Source organism: Micromonospora sp. RB23, assembly GCF_053585025.1.
On sequence record NZ_CM132111.1, the window covers coordinates 1,392,650 to 1,410,923 of the forward strand.

The 18,274-nt window shown below is 71.9% G+C and carries 16 protein-coding genes; 7 read left to right on the plus strand and 9 right to left on the minus strand.

The genetic code is table 11. The annotated features are described in order from the left end of the window. Window positions 1-4 precede the first annotated feature (4 nt). A complete protein-coding gene (locus tag ACTFTM_RS06480) occupies window positions 5-2,350 on the minus strand; it encodes a hypothetical protein (RefSeq protein WP_449564935.1) in 2,346 nt (781 codons plus the stop codon). Window positions 2,351-2,614: 264 nt separating this feature from the next. Here ACTFTM_RS06480 and ACTFTM_RS06485 point away from each other — a divergent pair, with 264 nt between their 5' ends. After that, window positions 2,615-3,538: an S-4TM family putative pore-forming effector gene (locus ACTFTM_RS06485; RefSeq protein ID WP_449564936.1), complete on the plus strand. Its 924-nt coding sequence runs from the start codon at window positions 2,615-2,617 to the stop codon at window positions 3,536-3,538. 133 nt (window positions 3,539-3,671) lie between these two features. Continuing rightward, the gene (locus tag ACTFTM_RS06490) at window positions 3,672-4,286 is read left to right on the plus strand and encodes an 8-oxoguanine DNA glycosylase OGG fold protein (RefSeq protein ID WP_449564937.1); all 615 of its coding nucleotides are present in this window, start codon (window positions 3,672-3,674) and stop codon (window positions 4,284-4,286) included. 5 nt (window positions 4,287-4,291) lie between these two features. Here ACTFTM_RS06490 and ACTFTM_RS06495 read toward each other — a convergent pair whose 3' ends face one another. Further along, entirely contained in the window at window positions 4,292-4,660 is a 369-nt protein-coding gene (locus ACTFTM_RS06495; RefSeq protein ID WP_449564938.1) for a DUF4180 domain-containing protein, read from the minus strand. Beyond that, window positions 4,653-5,117 (minus strand): helix-turn-helix domain-containing protein, encoded by a 465-nt coding sequence (locus ACTFTM_RS06500; RefSeq protein WP_449564939.1) that lies wholly within the window; start codon window positions 5,115-5,117, stop codon window positions 4,653-4,655. The genes ACTFTM_RS06495 and ACTFTM_RS06500 overlap by 8 nt, the downstream gene beginning before the upstream one ends. A 105-nt stretch (window positions 5,118-5,222) precedes the next feature. Between ACTFTM_RS06500 and ACTFTM_RS06505 the strand changes: the two genes are divergently transcribed. After that, on the plus strand, window positions 5,223-8,609 hold the full coding sequence (locus ACTFTM_RS06505; RefSeq protein WP_449564940.1) for an ATP-binding protein: 3,387 nt from the start codon (window positions 5,223-5,225) through the stop codon (window positions 8,607-8,609). Window positions 8,610-8,878: 269 nt separating this feature from the next. Here ACTFTM_RS06505 and ACTFTM_RS06510 read toward each other — a convergent pair whose 3' ends face one another. Together ACTFTM_RS06510 and ACTFTM_RS06515 are read right to left on the minus strand one after the other, a co-directional pair. Then, window positions 8,879-9,742, minus strand: a complete 864-nt coding sequence (locus tag ACTFTM_RS06510) for an ABC transporter permease (RefSeq protein WP_449564941.1) — start codon at window positions 9,740-9,742, stop codon at window positions 8,879-8,881. Next, window positions 9,739-10,752, minus strand: a complete 1,014-nt coding sequence (locus tag ACTFTM_RS06515; protein WP_449566558.1) for an ATP-binding cassette domain-containing protein — start codon at window positions 10,750-10,752, stop codon at window positions 9,739-9,741. Before ACTFTM_RS06515 ends, ACTFTM_RS06510 begins: the two co-directional genes overlap by 4 nt. Before the next feature lie 174 nt (window positions 10,753-10,926). Between ACTFTM_RS06515 and ACTFTM_RS06520 the strand changes: the two genes are divergently transcribed. Then, a complete protein-coding gene (locus ACTFTM_RS06520; protein ID WP_449564942.1) occupies window positions 10,927-11,442 on the plus strand; it encodes a GNAT family N-acetyltransferase in 516 nt (171 codons plus the stop codon). Window positions 11,443-11,467: 25 nt separating this feature from the next. Here ACTFTM_RS06520 and ACTFTM_RS06525 read toward each other — a convergent pair whose 3' ends face one another. Both ACTFTM_RS06525 and ACTFTM_RS06530 read right to left on the minus strand, forming a co-directional pair. Then, on the minus strand, window positions 11,468-12,454 hold the full coding sequence (locus tag ACTFTM_RS06525; protein ID WP_449564943.1) for an aldo/keto reductase: 987 nt from the start codon (window positions 12,452-12,454) through the stop codon (window positions 11,468-11,470). An 83-nt stretch (window positions 12,455-12,537) separates the two neighbouring features. Beyond that, window positions 12,538-13,290, minus strand: coding sequence for an SDR family oxidoreductase (locus ACTFTM_RS06530; RefSeq protein ID WP_449564944.1), 753 nt, complete (start codon window positions 13,288-13,290; stop codon window positions 12,538-12,540). 102 nt (window positions 13,291-13,392) lie between these two features. Here ACTFTM_RS06530 and ACTFTM_RS06535 point away from each other — a divergent pair, with 102 nt between their 5' ends. Then, window positions 13,393-14,235, plus strand: coding sequence for a helix-turn-helix transcriptional regulator (locus ACTFTM_RS06535; RefSeq protein ID WP_449564945.1), 843 nt, complete (start codon window positions 13,393-13,395; stop codon window positions 14,233-14,235). A gap of 60 nt (window positions 14,236-14,295) precedes the next feature. Here ACTFTM_RS06535 and ACTFTM_RS06540 read toward each other — a convergent pair whose 3' ends face one another. Further along, entirely contained in the window at window positions 14,296-15,147 is an 852-nt protein-coding gene (locus ACTFTM_RS06540) for an aldo/keto reductase (protein ID WP_449564946.1), read from the minus strand. Window positions 15,148-15,244: 97 nt separating this feature from the next. Then, window positions 15,245-16,204, minus strand: coding sequence for a LysR family transcriptional regulator (locus ACTFTM_RS06545; RefSeq protein ID WP_449564947.1), 960 nt, complete (start codon window positions 16,202-16,204; stop codon window positions 15,245-15,247). Window positions 16,205-16,255: 51 nt separating this feature from the next. Here ACTFTM_RS06545 and ACTFTM_RS06550 point away from each other — a divergent pair, with 51 nt between their 5' ends. Then, window positions 16,256-17,140 carry a serine hydrolase gene (locus tag ACTFTM_RS06550; RefSeq protein ID WP_449564948.1) on the plus strand — a complete coding sequence of 295 codons (885 nt, stop codon included), beginning with the start codon at window positions 16,256-16,258 and terminating at the stop codon, window positions 17,138-17,140. A 154-nt stretch (window positions 17,141-17,294) separates the two neighbouring features. Continuing rightward, window positions 17,295-18,269: an MBL fold metallo-hydrolase gene (locus ACTFTM_RS06555; RefSeq protein WP_449564949.1), complete on the plus strand. Its 975-nt coding sequence runs from the start codon at window positions 17,295-17,297 to the stop codon at window positions 18,267-18,269. The last annotated feature ends 5 nt before the right edge of the window (window positions 18,270-18,274 follow it).

Genomic DNA, 18,274 nt, shown 5'->3' on the forward strand with positions numbered 1-18,274 from the left:
GGCCTCAGTCGCAGTCCGGCTCGGCCATCGTGTCGGTCCTGGTGCTCGTCACCAGCAGGTTGTAACTGATGAGCGCACCGCCCACGGTGGTCAGCTCATGGCTGAGCACCCGCCCGTCTTCGTCGAACATCACCGTGTCACGTCGACCCTCGCCGTCGTCGGCACTGAACGCGTAGCCGCGCCGGTTCGCCCGGTCGACCTGCGCCTTGCGATACGTGATGCCCCTGGCGTCGGCGAGGTATGACAGGAGCGCTGCCCGCTGCGGTGGTGTCAACAGGTGGTTCTGGTGGAACTCGACCACGTGCCGTAGGGCTCCCGAGGCGTTCCGCCGCGCGGGCGGTCCCGATTCGAGGAGCTGCCGGAGCTGGTCACGCAGCTCGTCCGGGGTCTCGGCCGGCAGCGGGAGAACCTCGGTCAGCTCGCCATCGCCGTACGGCTGCACGTCCGGCCGGACCGCCGAATGCCCGGGCCTCTCCTCGGTCGTCGTGACGGACCGGCCAGCGCGGCGGGAGTTCCACCACAGCCGCACCTCCTGGTACAACGTCTTCGCGTCGTCTCGTTGTTCTTTCGTCTCGGGCGCCCACACCCTGCGGCAGGTGAAGGTGTAGCGACCAGGCGGCACCGGCTCCCGTAGCCCGGCGACCCTGAGCGCCAGGTCGTTCAACTGCTGGCCGGCCTCGTTCCGACTCGCGCCACGGTCGGGCCCTTCCGGAATGCTTCGGGACGGAGGCGCGGTCGTCCCCTCCGCTCGGTGCAGCCCCATGGATCCGGGGTTGCCCACCGTGGTTGTCAGTGCGGCTCCGCCGATGACGGCGGCCGTGATCAGCCCGAGCCTCTCCTTCGAGAAGTTCCGGCGCTTCGCGGGTTTCCCCGCCCATGCCGCGCTGTCGTTGGCCGGTTGACGTGGGTGCGGTACGCCTTCTCCGCGTGGGCCGGGTCGTCGGCCCGACGCTCGGCCGCCGAGACGGGGTTCAGCGTGGATCGAGTTGGCTGCCGGACGAAAGGAGTCGGCGTGCAGCGATCCCTGCTCGGCACGGAGGTTGTCGGGGCAGCCGCCACCGTCGAAGAAGTTGTCGCCCGGCCGCTGCTGAGGAGCGCGGTTGGTGGTCCGTGGCCGGGACGGCCGATCGATCGCGAGGTCGAGCAGCGTGGAATGGTCCGGCGTCGTCGTCGGTGGAAGGAACTCCTTCGCGTACGTCTCGGCCGCCAGGCGGAAGCACCAGCGGCGGCCGTCGTCGCTGAGGTTGTCGAAGGTCGTGCAGACGAGCGCCTGGGCGATCAGGGAGAGCCGGAACTGCGTCTGCCACTCCTGGCCCAGGCCGCCCAGCACGGCATTGCGACCGATCCGGTCGGCGGCGTCCACCAGATCGTCGAGTACGCGCGGCAGCGCCGGGCTGCGCCGGTTCGCGCTCGGTTGGAGCAGCTTGCGGATCAGTGCCGTGGCCTGTGCCGCCGGTAACCCGGACCCCTTCTCGGCCTGCGGGGGTGCGACGTGGCGCAGCAGGGTGGTGAGCAGGAGACAGACGAGGTCCCGGGTCAGTGGTGCGGTGTCCTCGAAGGTTTCGAGGTCGACCATGCGGAACTTCTTCGGTCGAGGGATGTCGTCGTCCAGGGGGATGACGATGTTGCCGCCGTGCAGGTCGCCGTGCGCGAATCCGTAGACGTACTCGATCTTCCTCGCCCCGATCGGCGAATCGTCGGCGAGTGCCCGCAACGGATTGGGCAGAACCATGCCGTCCATGACGATCCAGTCACCCGCCAGCCCGAACGGTCCGAGGCGGGCGCCCAGCTGCGACACGTCGTCCAGCGCCCCGGCCAACGACAGCTCCCGGCGGAGGTAGGCGCCGACCGTGGTGATGTCCGTCGGGCGTCCCTGCCGACCGCTGGTCTCCGGGGGACGGTTCCAGTCGTTCAGGATCGCGGTCGCCACCACCCGGAAGCTGTCGAGCAGGGCCTCGTCGGCGAGGACGTCCAGGGTGGTCACCGGACGACCATCGTTCGCGAGCTCCTGGAAGGTCAGGATCCGTTCGTCGTCGACCCGCTGCGCCGGATGGAGTTGCCTGACCAGGTGGCGACGGGCGAAGTCCGGGTTCGACTGCCATGCCTGCTCGTGTCGAGCCTGTTCGTCCGTCCGTCGGGCGTGCGCCTTGACGAGGAACTTCTCGGTGATGTTGCCGCGAGCGAAAGCCGGACGGCTGAACATGATGGTGAACAGGAAGGCGTTGGTGTAGCCGTGGGTGCGCAGGGGGACCTGTGGCGCCCGGACCGTGCCGCCGTTCAGCTCCGCCCAGGAGCGCACGGCCTTGGAGACCAGGCTGTCCCGCACGAGGTCATCGACGCCGTCGTCCATGTCCGTTCGGTCGACCCTTCGTGATGGCTGAAGTGGACAGGTGGACAGGGGCGACCAGGGGTTGCGTCGGCCGGAAAGGGTGGTGCGCGGGATGTGCGCGGACCAGAGATTACCCGGAGACCCGCCGAACGAGTGTGTAATTCGCAGTCACATGTGAAACCTACTAAATGGTAGCCAAATGGTCACCTTGCAGAGTCAAAACATGACCATCCGTCACATGGACCCGCGTGGATATACACTCGCTCACTGAGGTGAGGGGGTGCTGTGACAGAGCGTACTGATTCCCTGCTCAGCCGGCAGAACCACCCCCCGATGATGGCGCTGTTACACGCCATGTCGGTCTGCCACCGCCGCGCGCAACGGCTCGACAACCTGCGGATGGCGCTCTCCGTCGCGATCGGAGTCGGCGGCGCCGTCGTCGCCGTCACCGGCGTGTCGGCAGTGGGCGTCACCGCCGTGGGCGCCCTCTGGGCCGTCGTCAACGCGATCGGGCTCGGCACCTGGTCGACGGGCCAGATCCGCCGCGCCGCCACCCTCCAGGAGATGTTCGACGTACGCCTCTTCGACCTGCCCTGGAACACGGTCGCGGCGGGCGAGCCGCTCGGGCCGGAGGAGGTGAGCCGGCTCGACCGCGCCTACCGGGGCGACGAGCGGTACCTCCGGGACTACTACGAGGTGCCACACCTGCCGCGCCCGTACGACGTGCTCGCCTGCCAGCACCAGAACCTGGGCTGGGGCGCCCGGGTCCGCCGACGGTACGCGTACACCGTGCTGACCGGGGTGGCCCTGTGGGCCGGTGTGGGCATCGTCTTCGCGGTGACCGCCGGGCTGACCGTGGCCGACCTGCTGACCCAGTGGTTCGTCCCGTCCCTCGGCGTCCTCCTGCTGGGCGTCGAGATCTACCGGGGCCAACGGGATGTCGCCGCCGAGCGGCACCGCGCGCTCGCGATCCTGCAGAGGCAGATCGCCACGGCCGTCCAGGACGACGCCCCGGACGTCGAATCGCGCCTGCTCACCCTCGCCCGGCAGACCCAGGATCTGATCTTTGAGAGTCGGCGGGGACAGGCACGCGTACCCGACTGGTTCTTCCGACGGTTCCACGCCGCCGACCGGGTCGACTTCCAGGCCGCGATGGTGAGCCTCGCCGAGCTGCTGGGCGTCCGTCCACCGGCTGCCCGCACCGACTGAACTCGTCCCTCGGGCTCCGATACCCCGATATGACGTTCGCGGGGCGGTGGGTGGGCCGGTGCGGCCATAGCGTGCCGGTCACGGAGGGTGGCCCGAGCGCAGCGGGCTGCTCCACGACCAGAGGGAGGCGGCCATGCGGCGACCACTGCCAGGAGAGCGTCCGATCGTCGTTCGGGTGGACCGGTGGCGAGCCGGGCTGCCGGCGGACGCCTGGCCGGACGGCTTTCCGAGCAGCGGCGAGGTCTGGCGGGAGGACGTGTTCGCGGTCGCCGACGCGTACCGGGCCGGCTCGGCGAGCGCGCGGCAGTTGCTGGCCGCCGTGCTGATGTGGGGTTACGGGCCCATCGGGTACGGGCCGTGGCGCGCCGCCAGGTCGCTCGGCGGCGATCCGACGGGTGAGCGTCTGACGTCGGCCCTGGAGGAGATGTCGGTCGCGGACGAGGCCGCGCTCCGCACGGCGTACCGGCGGTTCCGTGACCCCGCCCAGGCCCGCCTGCCGTGGTTGGGGCCGGCCTTCTTCACGAAGGTTCTCTACTTCGCCGGCTACCGGCGCGGCGTGGGCGGCCTTCAGCCGCTGATCCTGGACCGCGTGGTGGCCGGCCGCCTCCCCGCCGAGGCTGGGGTCACCCGCCGCAACGGATGGTCGCCGGACGAGTGGCTGGCCTATCTGCGTTGGGCCGCCGAGCAGGCCCAGCGCCGGGGCGTCGAGCCGGACGCGGTGGAGTTGGCGCTCTTCCAGGGTTCGTGAGGGCGTCAGGCCGCGTCGCGCAGTCGTTCGTCGAGGGCGTCGAGGTCGGGCACGAACCAGATGTGCTCGCCCCGGTTCGACTCGTGCACGAGAGCACGCAGCGCCGAACTTCCCGCGAGCTGCGTCGAGATGTCGCCCACCACGGCGAGCCGCAGCCGGTAGTTGACGAACTTCTGCATCACGTCACCGGCGAAGCGGGTGCCGAGCGAGAAGAAGCGGTCGTCGAGTCGGCTGGCGGGTACGGCCACCACCTGGGCGCCGAGGAAGGCCGCGCCGATCAGGTCCAGCGCGTCCTGCTCGGTGGCGATCGGCGGGCCCGCCGGGTCGCAGACCAGCACCGGCACTCCGGCGCGTTGCTGCATCTCGTCAGGCATCGTGGACCTCCCGGTCGATCAGGCCGTTGTCGGCGGTGAGGACGGCGTCGAGCAGGTGCAGCAACTCGGCCGTGCCGGCCGGGTCACCGATGATGATGATCTTCAAGCGGTGGCGCTGGTCGTCGTGCACGGTCTGCACACGCAGTGGCCGGGCCGGGTCGTGCCCGGTGTTGGCGCTGGCGAGCACGAGCGTGCCGAGTCGGTCGGCGGCCGACCGGTCGACCCCGTCCACCTGGACGATGCTCGACACCTCGGCCGACCCGACGATGCCCGCGACGGGCGTACCCCCGAGGGGTGGCCGCGCGGTCAGCGCGTCGAGGTCGCTGGCGGCGATCCGGTACTGCTTGCCGATCCGCACGGCCCGCAGCCGCCCGGAGCGGATGTAGCCCCGGACGGTGCGCACGTGCAGCCCGAGCCGGTCAGCGACCTGCTCGACCGAGTACATGTCTTCCGTCATCGTTCCCTATCCTACCCTTATAGGGAAAGATAGGGAGCAACGGGCTGGCGGCGTGCGGCATATTCGACGCTCACCGTCGGTGGGTTCCAGTACCGTCTGGAAACCATGGACGCGCGGGTCGGCGACGCCATCATCGGGCGGGATCATCCCGCGGGTCTGCTGCGCGCCGAGCTGGAACGGGCGGCCACCAGTCACGGCGGTCTCGTCCTGGTCGCCGGTGAGCCGGGCATCGGCAAGACCACCCTCGTCACGTCGGCGGCGCGGGAGGCCCGGCGACGCGGGGCGCTCGTGCTGGGATCGGCCTGCTGGGACTCCGCCAGCGCTCCCGGCTACTGGCCGTGGGTGCAGGTGTTGCGCGCCCTGCGGCGCTCCGCCGACGACTGGGCGTTCGCCCGCCCGGCTGCCGAACCCGCCCTCGCCGCCCTGCTCGGCGAGAGCAGCACCGGTGACCTTCCCGGCCTCACCGCCGCCTGGTCGGCCCGCGACGGCCAGGACGTGGCCGACCGGGAGGCATTCGCCCTGTACGACGCCGTGACCGCCGCGCTGGTCGCCGTCTCCGCGCACCGGCCGGTGGTCGTCGTCCTCGACGACCTGCACTGGGCCGACCCGGCCTCGCTGCGGCTACTGGGGTTCGCCGCCCAGCACACCTGGTTCGAGCGCCTGTTGCTGATCGGCACGTACCGCGACGCGGAGGTCGAAGCCGGCGACCACCCGCTGCGCCCGCTGCTGCTGCCCCTGGTCGCCAAGGCCACCACGATCACCCTCACCGGCCTGGCCCGCGACGAGGTGGCCGCGTTGATGGCGCGTACCGCCGGTCGGGAACCCGCCTCCGACCTGGCGAACGAGGTGCACCGGCGTACCGGTGGCAACCCGTTCTTCGTCGAGGAGACCGCGCGACTGTGGCACGCCGACGGCACCACCGGCACGATCCCGCCAGGCGTACGGGAAGCGGTGCGACAGCGGCTCGCCCGGTTGCCCGCCCCGGTGGTCGAGGCGCTGACCGTCGCCGCCGTCCTGGGGCGTGAGTTCCACCGGCAGGTCCTGGCGGCCAGCGCGGCGCTACCGGTGGCACACCTCGACCGGCTGCTCGACGACGCGGTGACCGCCCGGCTCGTGGTCGCCCGCGGTGGCGGGCGGTTCACCTTCGCCCACGACCTGGTCCGCGAGACCCTGTACGACGGGCTCACCACCGACGACCGGCAGGCCCTTCACGCCGCGGTGGTCCGTGCGGTGGACTCGCCGACGGCGCTCACCGACCGGCTCATCCCGGCCGACCTGGCCCGGCACGCCTACCTGGCCGGCGCCGCGCTGGACCGGACCCGCGCCGTCGAACTGCTGACCGCCGCCGGACGGGACGCGTTCGCGCGGCTCGCCGCCGACGAGGCGGGGGTGCACTTCGGGCGTGCGTTGGAGATCGTCGAGGACCCCGCGCAGCGGATTCGGCTGCTCGTCGACTTCGGGGAGGTGCAGTACCACCACGCCGGCCGGTCCGAGGCCGTACGCCTGCTGGCCGAAGCAGCGACGCTCGCCCGTACGCTCGACGACCCGGTGCCGCTGGCCCGCGTCGCGCTCACCGTGCACCGCTCCCGTCAGGTGGACACCACCCACGCGGTCGACACGACGGACCTGGTCCGCGAGGCGTACCAGCGGTTGATCGGCGATCCCGCTCCCACCGCGTCGCCGGGCACGCTGGTGGCGGATCTCATCACCGCGACGGAGACCATCGCCCGTCGTGGTCGCGACGACGAGGCACTCACCTTCAGCCTGTGGGCCCGCCACGACACCACCTGGGGGCTGGGCACCGCGGCGGCGCGGGCCGCGCTCACCGCCGAGATCCGGAACGTGGCCCGCCGGACGGGCGACCGGGAGACCGAGCTGTGGGCCACCTCGCTGCGCTGGGTGGCACTGCTCGAACTGGGCGACCCGCGCTTCATGGAGGAGTTCACCGCCTTCGTCACCGTGGGTCAGCAGGGTGAGTTGGCTCGTCCCCGGATGGCGGCAGCCGTCGACGGTGGGATCATCGCGGCGTTCCGGGGCGACTTCGCCGAGGCGGACGAGCGGTTCACCGTCATCACCGAGCTGTCCGACCCGGGGCACGCCGAGTTCGCCTTCATGGGTCACCACCTGCGGTGGGCCCGGCTGCTGTTGCAGGGGCGCTTCGACGAGGTCGACGCGTTGCTGCGCGAGTGGGCGCCGGCCGACTACCCGTACCGGGAGCTGCTCTCGGCCATCACGGCGGCCGAGCGTGGCGACGACGAGCAGGCGGTGCGGCTGACCGCCGGCATCGAGGCGGCCGGTATCCACTACCCGCGTCCGGTGTCGCCGCTGTGGCTGCGCCTGCGCGCCCAGGCCGCCGCCGCGTCCCGCGATCCGCGGCGCTGCGACGACGCGCGGGCCGCGCTGATGCCGCACCGTGGACAGTGGGCGGTGGGGCTGTTCGGCTGTGACATCAGCGGGCCCATCGACCACTGGCTCGCCGTGGTCGACGCCGCGCAGGAGCGTTGGGACGACGCGGTCACCGGGTTCACGGCGGCCCGTGACGCCGCCGACCGGATGGGCTCCCGACCCTGGTCGCTCATCGCCCGCGCGGGGCTGGTGAACGCCCTCGCCGGTCGCGATCATCCGGGGGACGTCGCGACGGTGGTGGAGCTGCGCGCCACCACGGTCCGGGACGCCGCCGCCCTCGGCATGCGACAGGTGCTCCTCCGGCTCGCCGACCCGGCACCAACCCACGTCGAGCCGGGCCACGCCGTCGAGGCTGACCACGCCGCCGACCGGGGCGGGCCGGGCGGTGTTGCCGATCAGAGCGGCCCCGGTGGGCCCGGCGATGTCGCCGTCGCGAGCACGGTCGTCGGGAGAGGCCAGGTCGCGGGGGCAGATCAGGTCGTCGGGGGCGGCCAGGCCGTGGGCCGGCGTCAGGTGACACCGTCCGACCCGACGATCGAGGGGTACGCGTTTCGGCGCGACGGGCCGGTCTGGCGGCTCGCCTACGCGGGAGTGGTGGCGCACCTGCCCGACGCCAAGGGCCTGCACGATCTGCACCTGCTGTTGAGCCGACCCGGCAGCGACGTCCCGGCGGTGGAACTGCTCGACCCGGCCGCCGGGCCGGCGCTGGTGGCGGCCCGCCGGATGGGCGGCGACCCGGTCCTCGACGACGAGGCGAAGGCCCGCTACCGGCGGCACCTGACGCGCCTCGACGACGAGATCGACCGGGCCGCCGAGCGTGGCGACACGGCGAAGGTGGGCGCGCTCGACGCCGAGCGCGGCGCGCTGCTCGAGGAGTTGCGCGCCGCGGCGGGGTTGGCCGGGCGGAGTCGACGTCTGGGCGACGAGGCCGAACGGGCCCGCAAGACGGTCACCGCGCGTATCCGCGACACGCTCCGCAAGCTCGACGACAACCATCCCGCGCTAGCCACCCACCTACGCGGTTCGGTCTCCACCGGCACGACCTGCCGCTACCTCCCGCAAACCCGCCTCCCCTGGCACCTCTAAACCCCCCACCCCCACCCCCGCGCCCCCGAACCCTGCCCGATCCCGGCCCGATCCCCGCGATCTTGCAGTTTCGGTTGTCGACTCGGGAGCTCTCGTGGCTTATGTCGCCACAGAAAGCGCAAGATCGCGGGGTAGTCACCTTAGGGCCGTCGATCATGGAGTTTTGGTGCCCGGTTTGGGAGTTAAAGGCCGCTTTATCGCCCACCACAACTTCATGATCGACGGGGCGGGCGGGGCGGGGGCCGGGCGGGGCGGGGGCGGGGATGCGGTTAGCGGCGGTTGTAGCGGTGCATGGTCAGGGTGCCGAAGACGACTACGAAGCCGGCGCTCCACACCAGGAGCCACATCGTGGCGGACGCGTCCGAGTCGCCGGACATCACGGCGCGTACGGCGGCCACCAGTTGCGTCACCGGGTTGACCTTCACGAACGCCTGGAGCCAGCCGGGCATGGTGCTCGGCTCGACGAAGACGTTGCTGAGGAAGGTCAGCGGGAACAGCACCATCATGCTGACCCCCATCACCGACTTCTCGCTGCGCAGGATCAGCCCGAAGAACGTCCACACCCAGGAGAACGCGAACGAGAAGACGACCAGCAGACCGATCCCGGCGGCCACTCCGGCGACGCCACCGGCTGGCCGGAAGCCGAGCGCCAGCCCGACACCGAGAATGACCAGGGCGGCGAGGATGTAGCGCAGCACGTCACCGAAGATCATGCCGACCAGCGCGGCGGGCCGCCAGACGGGCAGCGTCCGGAAGCGGTCGAAGATGCCCTTCTCGATGTCGGTGTTGAGGCCGACACCGGTGTACATGGTGATCATCACAACGCTCGTCACCATGATGCCGGGCAGGAAGAACTGCAGGTAGTCACGCGGGCTGTCGGCGAGGGCGCCACCGAACAGGTACGTGAACATCAGCACCATGATGATCGGGAACGCGGTCACGTCGAAGAGCTGCTCCGGCACGTGCTTGATCTTCAGCAGGGCCCGCCAGCCGAAGGTGAGTGACGCGCCCAACGCGCTCGGCCGGGTGGGTCGGGCGCCCGGCGCGAGGACGGTCGCCAGCGCGTCGGCGGACGGTACGTAGACCGACGGCGCCCGTTCGGCCGTGCCGGCGGTCGTGGTGGTGTCACTCATCGGGCTGCCTCCAGCTCGTCGTCGCGCTCGTCGGCCGGCACGGCCGGGTGGTCGGTCAGGGCCAGGAAGACCTCGTCCAGGCTGGGCTGGCCGAGGGAGAAGTTGTCGACGACGATGCCGGCGCGGGCCAGGTCACCGAGGGCGCGAGCCGCCTGCGCGCTGGCGTCCAGGTCGCTGCCGGCGTCGCCGACGCGGGCGGTCAGGGCCACCGGATCGGCGGCGAGCTGCACCGGGACGTTCAGTGCCTCCCGGAGCACCCTCTCGGCCTGGGGTCGTTGGCCGGGGTCCCGCAGGCGCAGGTGGACGGTGCCGGAACCGACCGACGACTTCAGCTCGCCCGGGGTGCCCTCCGCGATCACCCGGCCGTGGTCGACGACCGCGATACGCCCGGCGAGCTGGTCTGCCTCGTCCAGGTACTGCGTGGTCAGCAGCACGGTCGTGCCGTGCGACACCACGGCCCGGACGATCTCCCACACCTGGTTGCGGCTGCGCGGGTCGAGGCCCGTCGTCGGCTCGTCGAGAAAGAGCAGGTCGGGCGTGTTCAGGATGCTCGCGGCGATGTCGATGCGTCGTCGCATGCCGCCCGAGTACTTCTTCACCTGGCGGTCGCTCGCCTCGGTCAGACCGAACGCGGCCAGCAGCGCCGCCGCGCGGTCGCGCGCTTCCGGCTTGCGCAGGCCCAGCAGCCGGCCGAGCAGCACCAGGTTCTCCGTGCCGGTCAGGTCCTCGTCGACCGAGGCGTACTGGCCGGTGAGGCTGACCCGGCTGCGGACCTTGTCGGCCTCGGTGACCACGTCGTGCCCGAAGACGCGCGCGGTGCCGCCGTCGGGGCGCAGCAGCGTCGCCAACACCCGGACCGCCGTGGTCTTGCCCGCCCCGTTCGGCCCGAGCAGGCCGTAGACGGTACCGGCGGGCACCCGTAGGTCCATGCCGGCCAGCGCCCGGGTCTCCCCGAACGTGCGGGTGAGCCCTTCGGCTTCGATGGCCAGGCCGGTCGCGCGTCTGTTCATCATCCATACCTCTCGTCCGATGGCCGGCGACGTCGTGGTCGGTGTGACCAACGACCCCGCCGTCCTGCAGGCGCGAGGTGACGACCGTCCGCCCGCTAGATCGGAACTAGCGGGCGCTGTTCCGGCAGGAATGTCGGTGGTATCGGCTTGACTGGGGTCGACGAGAGGGACGGAATGACGCAGGTACGCATCGAACCGTGGCACGAGAGTGATCTCGATCTGCTGCGGCAGCTCAACTCACCGGACACGCGCCGACACACCGGCGGCCCCGAGACCGACGAGCAGGTGCTCGCCCGGCACGACCGGTACGTGCGCTTCGCCGAGGGCGGGCAGGGATGCATGTTCACGGTGGTGCTGCCGGACGGCGCGCGGGCGGGCAGCGTCGGCTACTGGGCCCGCGAGTGGCGCGACCAACCGGTGTACGAGCTGGGCTGGGCGGTGCTGCCCGCGTACCGGGGGCAGGGGCTGGCCACCGCCGCGGTGCGCGCGGCTCTCGACGTGGCCCGCGCCCGAGGGGACCGGCGCCACGCGCACGCGTACCCGTCCGTCGACAATCCCGCCTCGAACGCGGTCTGCCGCAAGGCGGGCTTCACGCTGCTGGGAGAGACGGAATTCGAGTACCCGCCCGGGCACCTGATGCGTGTGAACGACTGGCAGCTCGACCTGGCCGCCCCGCCGACCGACGACTGAGATCGGCGGGACGGCCGTCGCAGGGTCACCAGGTGGTGTCGAGACGGTGCCGCTGCTCGGCGGTCAACTCCAGTTCCACGGCGGCCAGGCTCTCCTCGAGCTGGGCCACCGAGGAGGCGCCCACCAGCGGAATCGACGGCAGGTCGCCGCCCAGCAACCAGGCGAGCACCACCTGGTTCACCGTCGCGCCGGTCTGCCCGGCCACCTCGCGCAGGGCGGCCAGCCGCCGGGGCGCGCTCGGCAGGTCGTATGCGGCGCTGAGCGGCTTGTCCGCCCGGCTGAACGCCCCCTTGAGCAGCGGCGAGTACGCCACGAGGGTCAGCTCCGGCTCGGCGCGCAGATAGCTGAGCAGGTCGCCGCTGACACCGCCCGGCTCGCCATCCGGGTCCAGCTCGCTGATCAGGTCGGTGCGGTTGGGCAGGTAGCTGCGGTGGTACTGGAGCACCTCGTACCCCGGGAGACCGGCGGCCGCGGCGAGCGCGCGGGCCCGTTCCACCCGCCACGCGCGGTGGTTGCTCGCCCCCAACAGGCCCACCGTCCCCTCGGCGACCAGCTCGGCGAAGCCCTCCACGGTCTCCGCGAGCGGCACCGTCCGGTCCTCGATGTGTGCGTAGAGCAGGTCCAGTCGTTCCACGCCGAGCCGGTCACGGCTGCGCTCCGCCGACTCGCGGATCACCTTCGCCGACAGGCCCTCGGCGTTGTCCAGGTAGCTGGTGCCGGGGGCCAGTGGGCGGGCGCCCAGCTTGGTGGCGATGACGATCTCGGTGCCGATGCCCCGGCTGCGCCGCCACCGCCCGAGCAGCTCCTCACTCTGGCCGCCCTGCGAGCCGTCGACCCAGAACGCGTAGTTGTCCGAGGTGTCGATGAAGGTGCCGCCCGCCTCGACGTACCGGTCGAGGATCGCGTACGAGGTGGCCTCATCGGTGGTGCTGCCGAACAGCATGGCCCCGAGGCTGAGCACGCTGACCTCGCGCCGGGTCGCCGGGTCGGCGCCGATCGTGCGGTACCGCATGGGATCTCCTTCCGTGCGCCCTGCCGGTGGGCGCCCGAGGACCACCCTGGTATCTGGAGCGCACTCCAGGTCAAGCCCTCGCCTCACCAGGGGAGTACGCCGTACCCGCCACCGGCGTCCATCTGGAAGCCCCAGAGCAGCCCGCTCGGCCCGTCCGCCGGCAACGTCGCCAGGTGCACGCTCACCTCGGCGCCCTGCTCGGGCGTACGGAAGCCGCTGTTGCCGTTGAAATCGGTGGCGCAGTAGCCGGGGTTCGCGGCGTTCACCTTGATCGGGGTGTCCCGCAGCTCCTTGGCGTACATGGCGGTGAGCATGTTCAGCGCCGCCTTCGACGACGGGTACGGCACGGAGGTCAACGCGAACAGCGCGCCGTCCGGGTCGGTCATCACGGATATCGAGCCGACCTCGCTGGAGACGTTCACGATCCGCGCCGCCGGCGCCCGCCGTAGCAGCGGCAGCAGCGCGTTGGTGACCGCCACCGGGCCGAAGACGTTCGTCTCGTACAGCCGGCGCATCGTCGCCACCGTCGTCTCGCTGGGCAGCCCTCGGGTGCCGTCGGCGAGCACGATGCCGGCGTTGTTGACCAGCACGTCGAGCCGGCCGTACCCGTCCGCCACGAGTTTCGCGGCGGCGGCCACCGACGCGGCGTCGGTGACGTCCAGCGGCACGAACACCGCGTCCGCGCCGCCGTCGCGCAGCTCCCGTTCCGCGGCGTGGCCCCGCTCGGCGTCCCGCGCGCCCAGCAGCACGGTCATGCCGAGGGCGCCGAGCTGCCGGGCGGTGGCGAGGCCGATTCCCTTGTTGGCCCCGGTGATCAGGGCGGTCGTGTTCGTCATGCCGCCGAGCCTTCGCCCTACGACGGCCGCCGGGGAGAGACGCCGCGAGGCTGGGACCGGCGGTACCACCCTGAGCGGTGTGGCACGGGGCATGCTGGACGCATGACGAGCAGCGGCCTGCGACGCAACGAACTGGCGGCGTTTCTCCGCGCTCGCCGCGCCCGCCTGCGGCCCGCCGAGGTCGGCCTCCCCGACGGGGTACGGCGGCGAACGCCCGGGCTGCGTCGGCAGGAGGTCGCCCAGCTCGCCGGCATGTCGATCGACTACTACATCCGGTTGGAGCAGGGCCGGGGGCCGCACCCGTCCCGGCAGGTGCTCGCCGCGTTGGCCCGGGCGCTGCTGCTGAACCGCGACGAGCGGGAGTACCTGTTCCGGGTCGCCGGGGAGAACCCGCCGCCGGCCGTCGGCCCGAGCCGCGAGGTGCCGCCCGGGCTGCGGCACCTGCTCGACGCCATGACCGAGACCCCGGCGTACCTCGTCGACGCCGCGTACCACGTGCTGGCCTGGAACCGGCTGGCCACGCACTTCGTGGGGGATCTCGCGGCCGTGCCGCACGCCGAGCGCAACATGATCCGCTGGACCTTCCGGCAACCGATCTCGGACGCGCACTGGTCGGACGGCGACACGCGCCGGTTCGTGCACACCACGGTCGCGGACCTGCGGGCCGCCTACGGCCGCTACCCGGCCGATCCGGCGATCCGCGAGCTGGTCACCGAACTGCTCGGCGCCTCGCCGCGTTTCGCCGAACTGTGGGCCGAGCACGAGGTCGGGGAGCGCCGTCCCGTGGTGAAGCGGGTGGCCCATCCCGAGCTGGGACCGCTCGAGTTCGAGTGCCGGGTGCTGCTGGTGCCGGAGACCGAACAGCGGTTGATCGTCTACGTCGCCACGCCCGACTCGCCTACCCAGGCGGTGTTCCGCCGACTCGCCGAGCGTGTCGACAGCTGACCTGCGCGCGAACAGCGCGCTGCCCCGGAGTCCACACTCCGGGGCAGCGTCAGCCGCAGGTCAGCGGGGTACGTAGGCGAAGGTGTCCGGGTTCGGGCCCTGCCGCCCGGCCTCGCCCTTGTCCAGTCCGGTGATCCGCTCCATCGCCGCGTCGTCCAGCTCGAAGTCGAAGATCCCGGTGTTCTCCTCGATCCGCTTCGGCGTGGTCGACTTCGGGAAGATGATGTCGCCGCGCTGCACGTGCCACCGCAGCACGACCTGCGCCGGGGTGCGACCCACCTGCTCGGCGATGTCGACCACCGTCGGGTCGTCCAGCACCTTGCCCTGCGCGATCGGCGACCACGCCTCGGTGAGGATGTTGTGCTCGCGGCCGTACGCGCGAACCTCGTCGTTGGTGAAGTACGGGTGCGCCTCGATCTGGTTGACCGCCGGCACCACGCTCGCCTCGTCGGCCAGTCGCTGCAGGTGCGACACCTGGAAGTTCGACACGCCGATCGAGCGGGCGCGGCCGTCGCGCTGGAATTCCTCCAGCACCTTCCACGTCGAGACGTAGTCGCCGTCGTACAGGGTCGGCAGCGGCCAGTGGATCAGGAACAGGTCGATGTAGTCCATCTTCAACGCCGACAGCGTCGAGTCGAACGCCTTGCGGGCGTCGTCCGGCCGGTGGAAGCCGTTGTTCAACTTGCTCGTCACGTACACCGAGCCGCGGTCGAGGCCGGACGTGCGGACGGCCTCGCCGACCTCGGCCTCGTTGCCGTACATCTCGGCGGTGTCGATGTGCCGGTAGCCCACCTCGAGCGCCGTGGACACCGCCGCGGCGGTGTCCTTCGGCTCGATCTGGAACACCCCGAAGCCGAGCTGCGGAATCGTGGTGCCGTCGTTCAGGCTGATGTCAGGAATCGTGAGTGCCACTGCGGCTCCTTCGCGTCTTCGTTACCCGTTATCCATACCCGGGCGGCTGGAGGATTCACCGCCCAAAGCGAGGTGACGAGCGCAACGCCGATTCGGTTCACCCGGTCGTGTCGAACAAGACCGGCCAGGGCCGTGCCGCCGGTGCCGACGGCGACGTGGGTGGCACCGGCTCGGCGGTGGCCAGCACCTCGGCGGCGAGCTGCCCGACCATCGGCGCTGCCGGGTGCGCCGACCGCTGCGGCCAGGCCGCCGAGGTGCGTCTGGCGAGCGACACGTCGACGAGCGGTCGCCAGGCGATCCGCGGTTCCCGGCGGGCCAGGGCCGCCGGCTCCACCGCGACACCGCCGCCGGCCAGCACCAGCCCGAACAGGAACTCCGGGTTCCGGGCGGGCCGTACCCGCGCCGGCCGCCACCCGTGCCGTCGGCACACCGCGAGCAGGTGGTCGTGCCAGCCCGGCGCGGTGGCCCGGGGCGCGGCCACCAGGTCCAGGCCGGTGAGCGCGGCGAGCGGCACCGCCCGGCCGCGCGCCAGCGGCGAGGTCCGCGGCAGCAACACCCCCAGCGGTACGTCGACAGGGGCGCCGAAGCGCAGTCCGTCCGTATCGACGGGATGGTGCACGAGCCCCACGTCCAGGCTCCGCTCGCCGAGCATCCGCACCTGCTCGGCGGTGGTCAGCTCGTGCAGCTCCACGTCGAGGCCGGGCGCACGGGTGGCGAGCTGGTCCAGCAGCGCCCGCAGCGTCACCGCCGGGGTCTCCGGCGGCACACCGGCGCGCAGGACGCCCAGCTCGCCCGCGCGGACCTGGACCATGAGGTTGCGCAGGCGGCCCTCGCCGGCGAGCAGTTCCTCCGCCTCGGCGAGCAGCAGACCGCCGGCGGTGGTGAGCCGTACCTGTCGGCGGGAGCGGTCGAACAGCTCGACGGCAAGCTCCCGTTCCAGCCGCTGGATCGACTGGCTCAGCGGGGGCTGGGCCATCCCGAGTAGTTCGGCGGCCCGTCCGAAGTGCAGCTCGTGGGCGACCACCACGAAGTGCCGCAGATGTCGGAGCAGGTCCACGGCCGGACCCTACGCCAGCGTCGGAGCACCGCCACTGGATACCGTGCCGGGGTGAACGTGGGGGAGCGGATCGAGGCCATCTTCGCCGACGCCGGGGTGACCGCCAGCCTGCACGTCGTGGACCTGGACGCGGCGGGCCGGGAGATCGGGTTGCGGGCCGACGAGCAGGTGGTGATCGCGTCGATCTTCAAGATCCTGCTGGTGCTGGAGTTCGCCCGGCAGGTCGACGCGGGTCAACTCGATCCGACCGAACGGGTCCTGGTCACCGCCGCCGACCGGCTCGGCGGATGGGGGCTGGCCGGTTGCGCCGACGACGCCGAGGTGTCGTTGCGGGACCTCGCCTACTTCGCCATGTCGGTCAGCGACAATACCGCCGCCGACCTGCTGCTGCGCCGTGTCGGCCCGGACCTGCTGCCGATGCTCGCCGCCGAGCTTGGCCTCACCCGTACCCGCGTCCTCGGCGGCCCACGGGAGCTGGTCGAGATGATGCTCGCCGACGTGGGGGCGCGTACCGAGGCGGACTTCGCACGGATCTTCCCGACCCTGCCGGCGGACGAGGTCCGGGCCATGCGGGTCTTCGACCCGCAGCGCACCACGTCCAGTACGGCGCGGGACATCACCCAACTGCTCACTCTGATCTGGCGGGACGAGGCCGGGCCGGCGTCGGCGTGCGGGATGGTCCGCGCCTGGATGGCCCGGCAGCTCTTCTGGACCCGCCTGGCCGCCGGCTTCCCGCCCGCCGTGCGGGTGTCCGGCAAGACCGGCACGCTGCCCGGACTGCACCTGGAGGCCGGAGTCGCCGAGTACCCCGACGGCGGCCGGTACGGGATCGCCGTCTTCGCCCGCGCGGACGACCTCGCCCCGCGCCGGATCGACGTGGACCTGGCCGTCGGTCGGGCCGCCCGCACCGCCGTGGAGGCGCTGCGCGGCGACTGATTTCCGGGGTGTCCAGCGGTGACTCACCCTGCGCTGAACAGCTCCGATATGCGTTGACGTATCGGTGGTGCGAGCGTTCGATCTTGGACCTGACCGTGGTGGCGCTGGTTGGCTCGTTGCCGACCGATCACCCGAACACGGGGAGCAGATCCACATGCCCAACCTCGACCGCCGTCGCTTCCTGCGCGACGCCGCAGCCACCACCGCACTGGTCTCCGCCGGCGGACTCGCCGCCACCTCGGCCACCCCGGCCCAGGCCGCGCCCCCGGCCGCCGCGCCCGCACCCGCCCGTGGCAAGGGGGCGGTCAGCTTCCGCTGGTGGGGCACGGCCGGCTGGCGCATCGACATCGCCGACCGGACCGTCCTGGTCGACCCGTTCCTCAGCCGGATCGACACCGGCCTGTTCACGGGCGCGTTCAACACGGCCACCCCGTTGACCGTGCGGACCGACGTGATCGGCCCGCGCGTCGAGAAGGCCACCACGGTACTGGTCACGCACACGCACTGGGATCACTTCATGGACGTGCCGTACATCGCCGGGCGTACCGGCGCGCGGGTGTTCGGCACCCTCACCGCATACCACCTCGGGTTGGCCTACGGGGTGCCGGCGACGCAGCTCAGCGCCGTGAAGGGCGGGGAGGTGCTGAACTTCGGCGACCACACGATCGAGGTGGTCGGCTCGCTGCACAGCCGCAACGCGTCGTACTCCGTTGCCTTTCCGGGGGTCCGGGTGAGCCAGCCGGCGCGGCCGGCGACCATCGCGGACCTGCCGGAGGGCGACACGCTGGGCTACCTGCTGCGCGTCGAGCGCGGCCCGTCGGTCTACTTCACCGGGGCGAGCGACGTCGCCGAGCGCAACCTCACCGGCCTCGCGCCGGACGTGGCGATGGTGGCCATGCAGAGCGCCACCACCACCGGCGACTACCTGCCCCGGCTGCTGTCCGGGCTGGACTACCCGAAGGTCGTCGTGCCGGTGCACTGGGACAACTTCGAGACCGAGTTGCGCAACCCGCCGGTCGTCGCGCCGACCGACCGTGCCCGGCTCGACGACATGATCGCCGCGGTGCGTCGCATCTCGCCGCGCAGCCGGGTGCTGGTCCCCGAGTACGAGACCGCGTACCACTTCTGACCGGT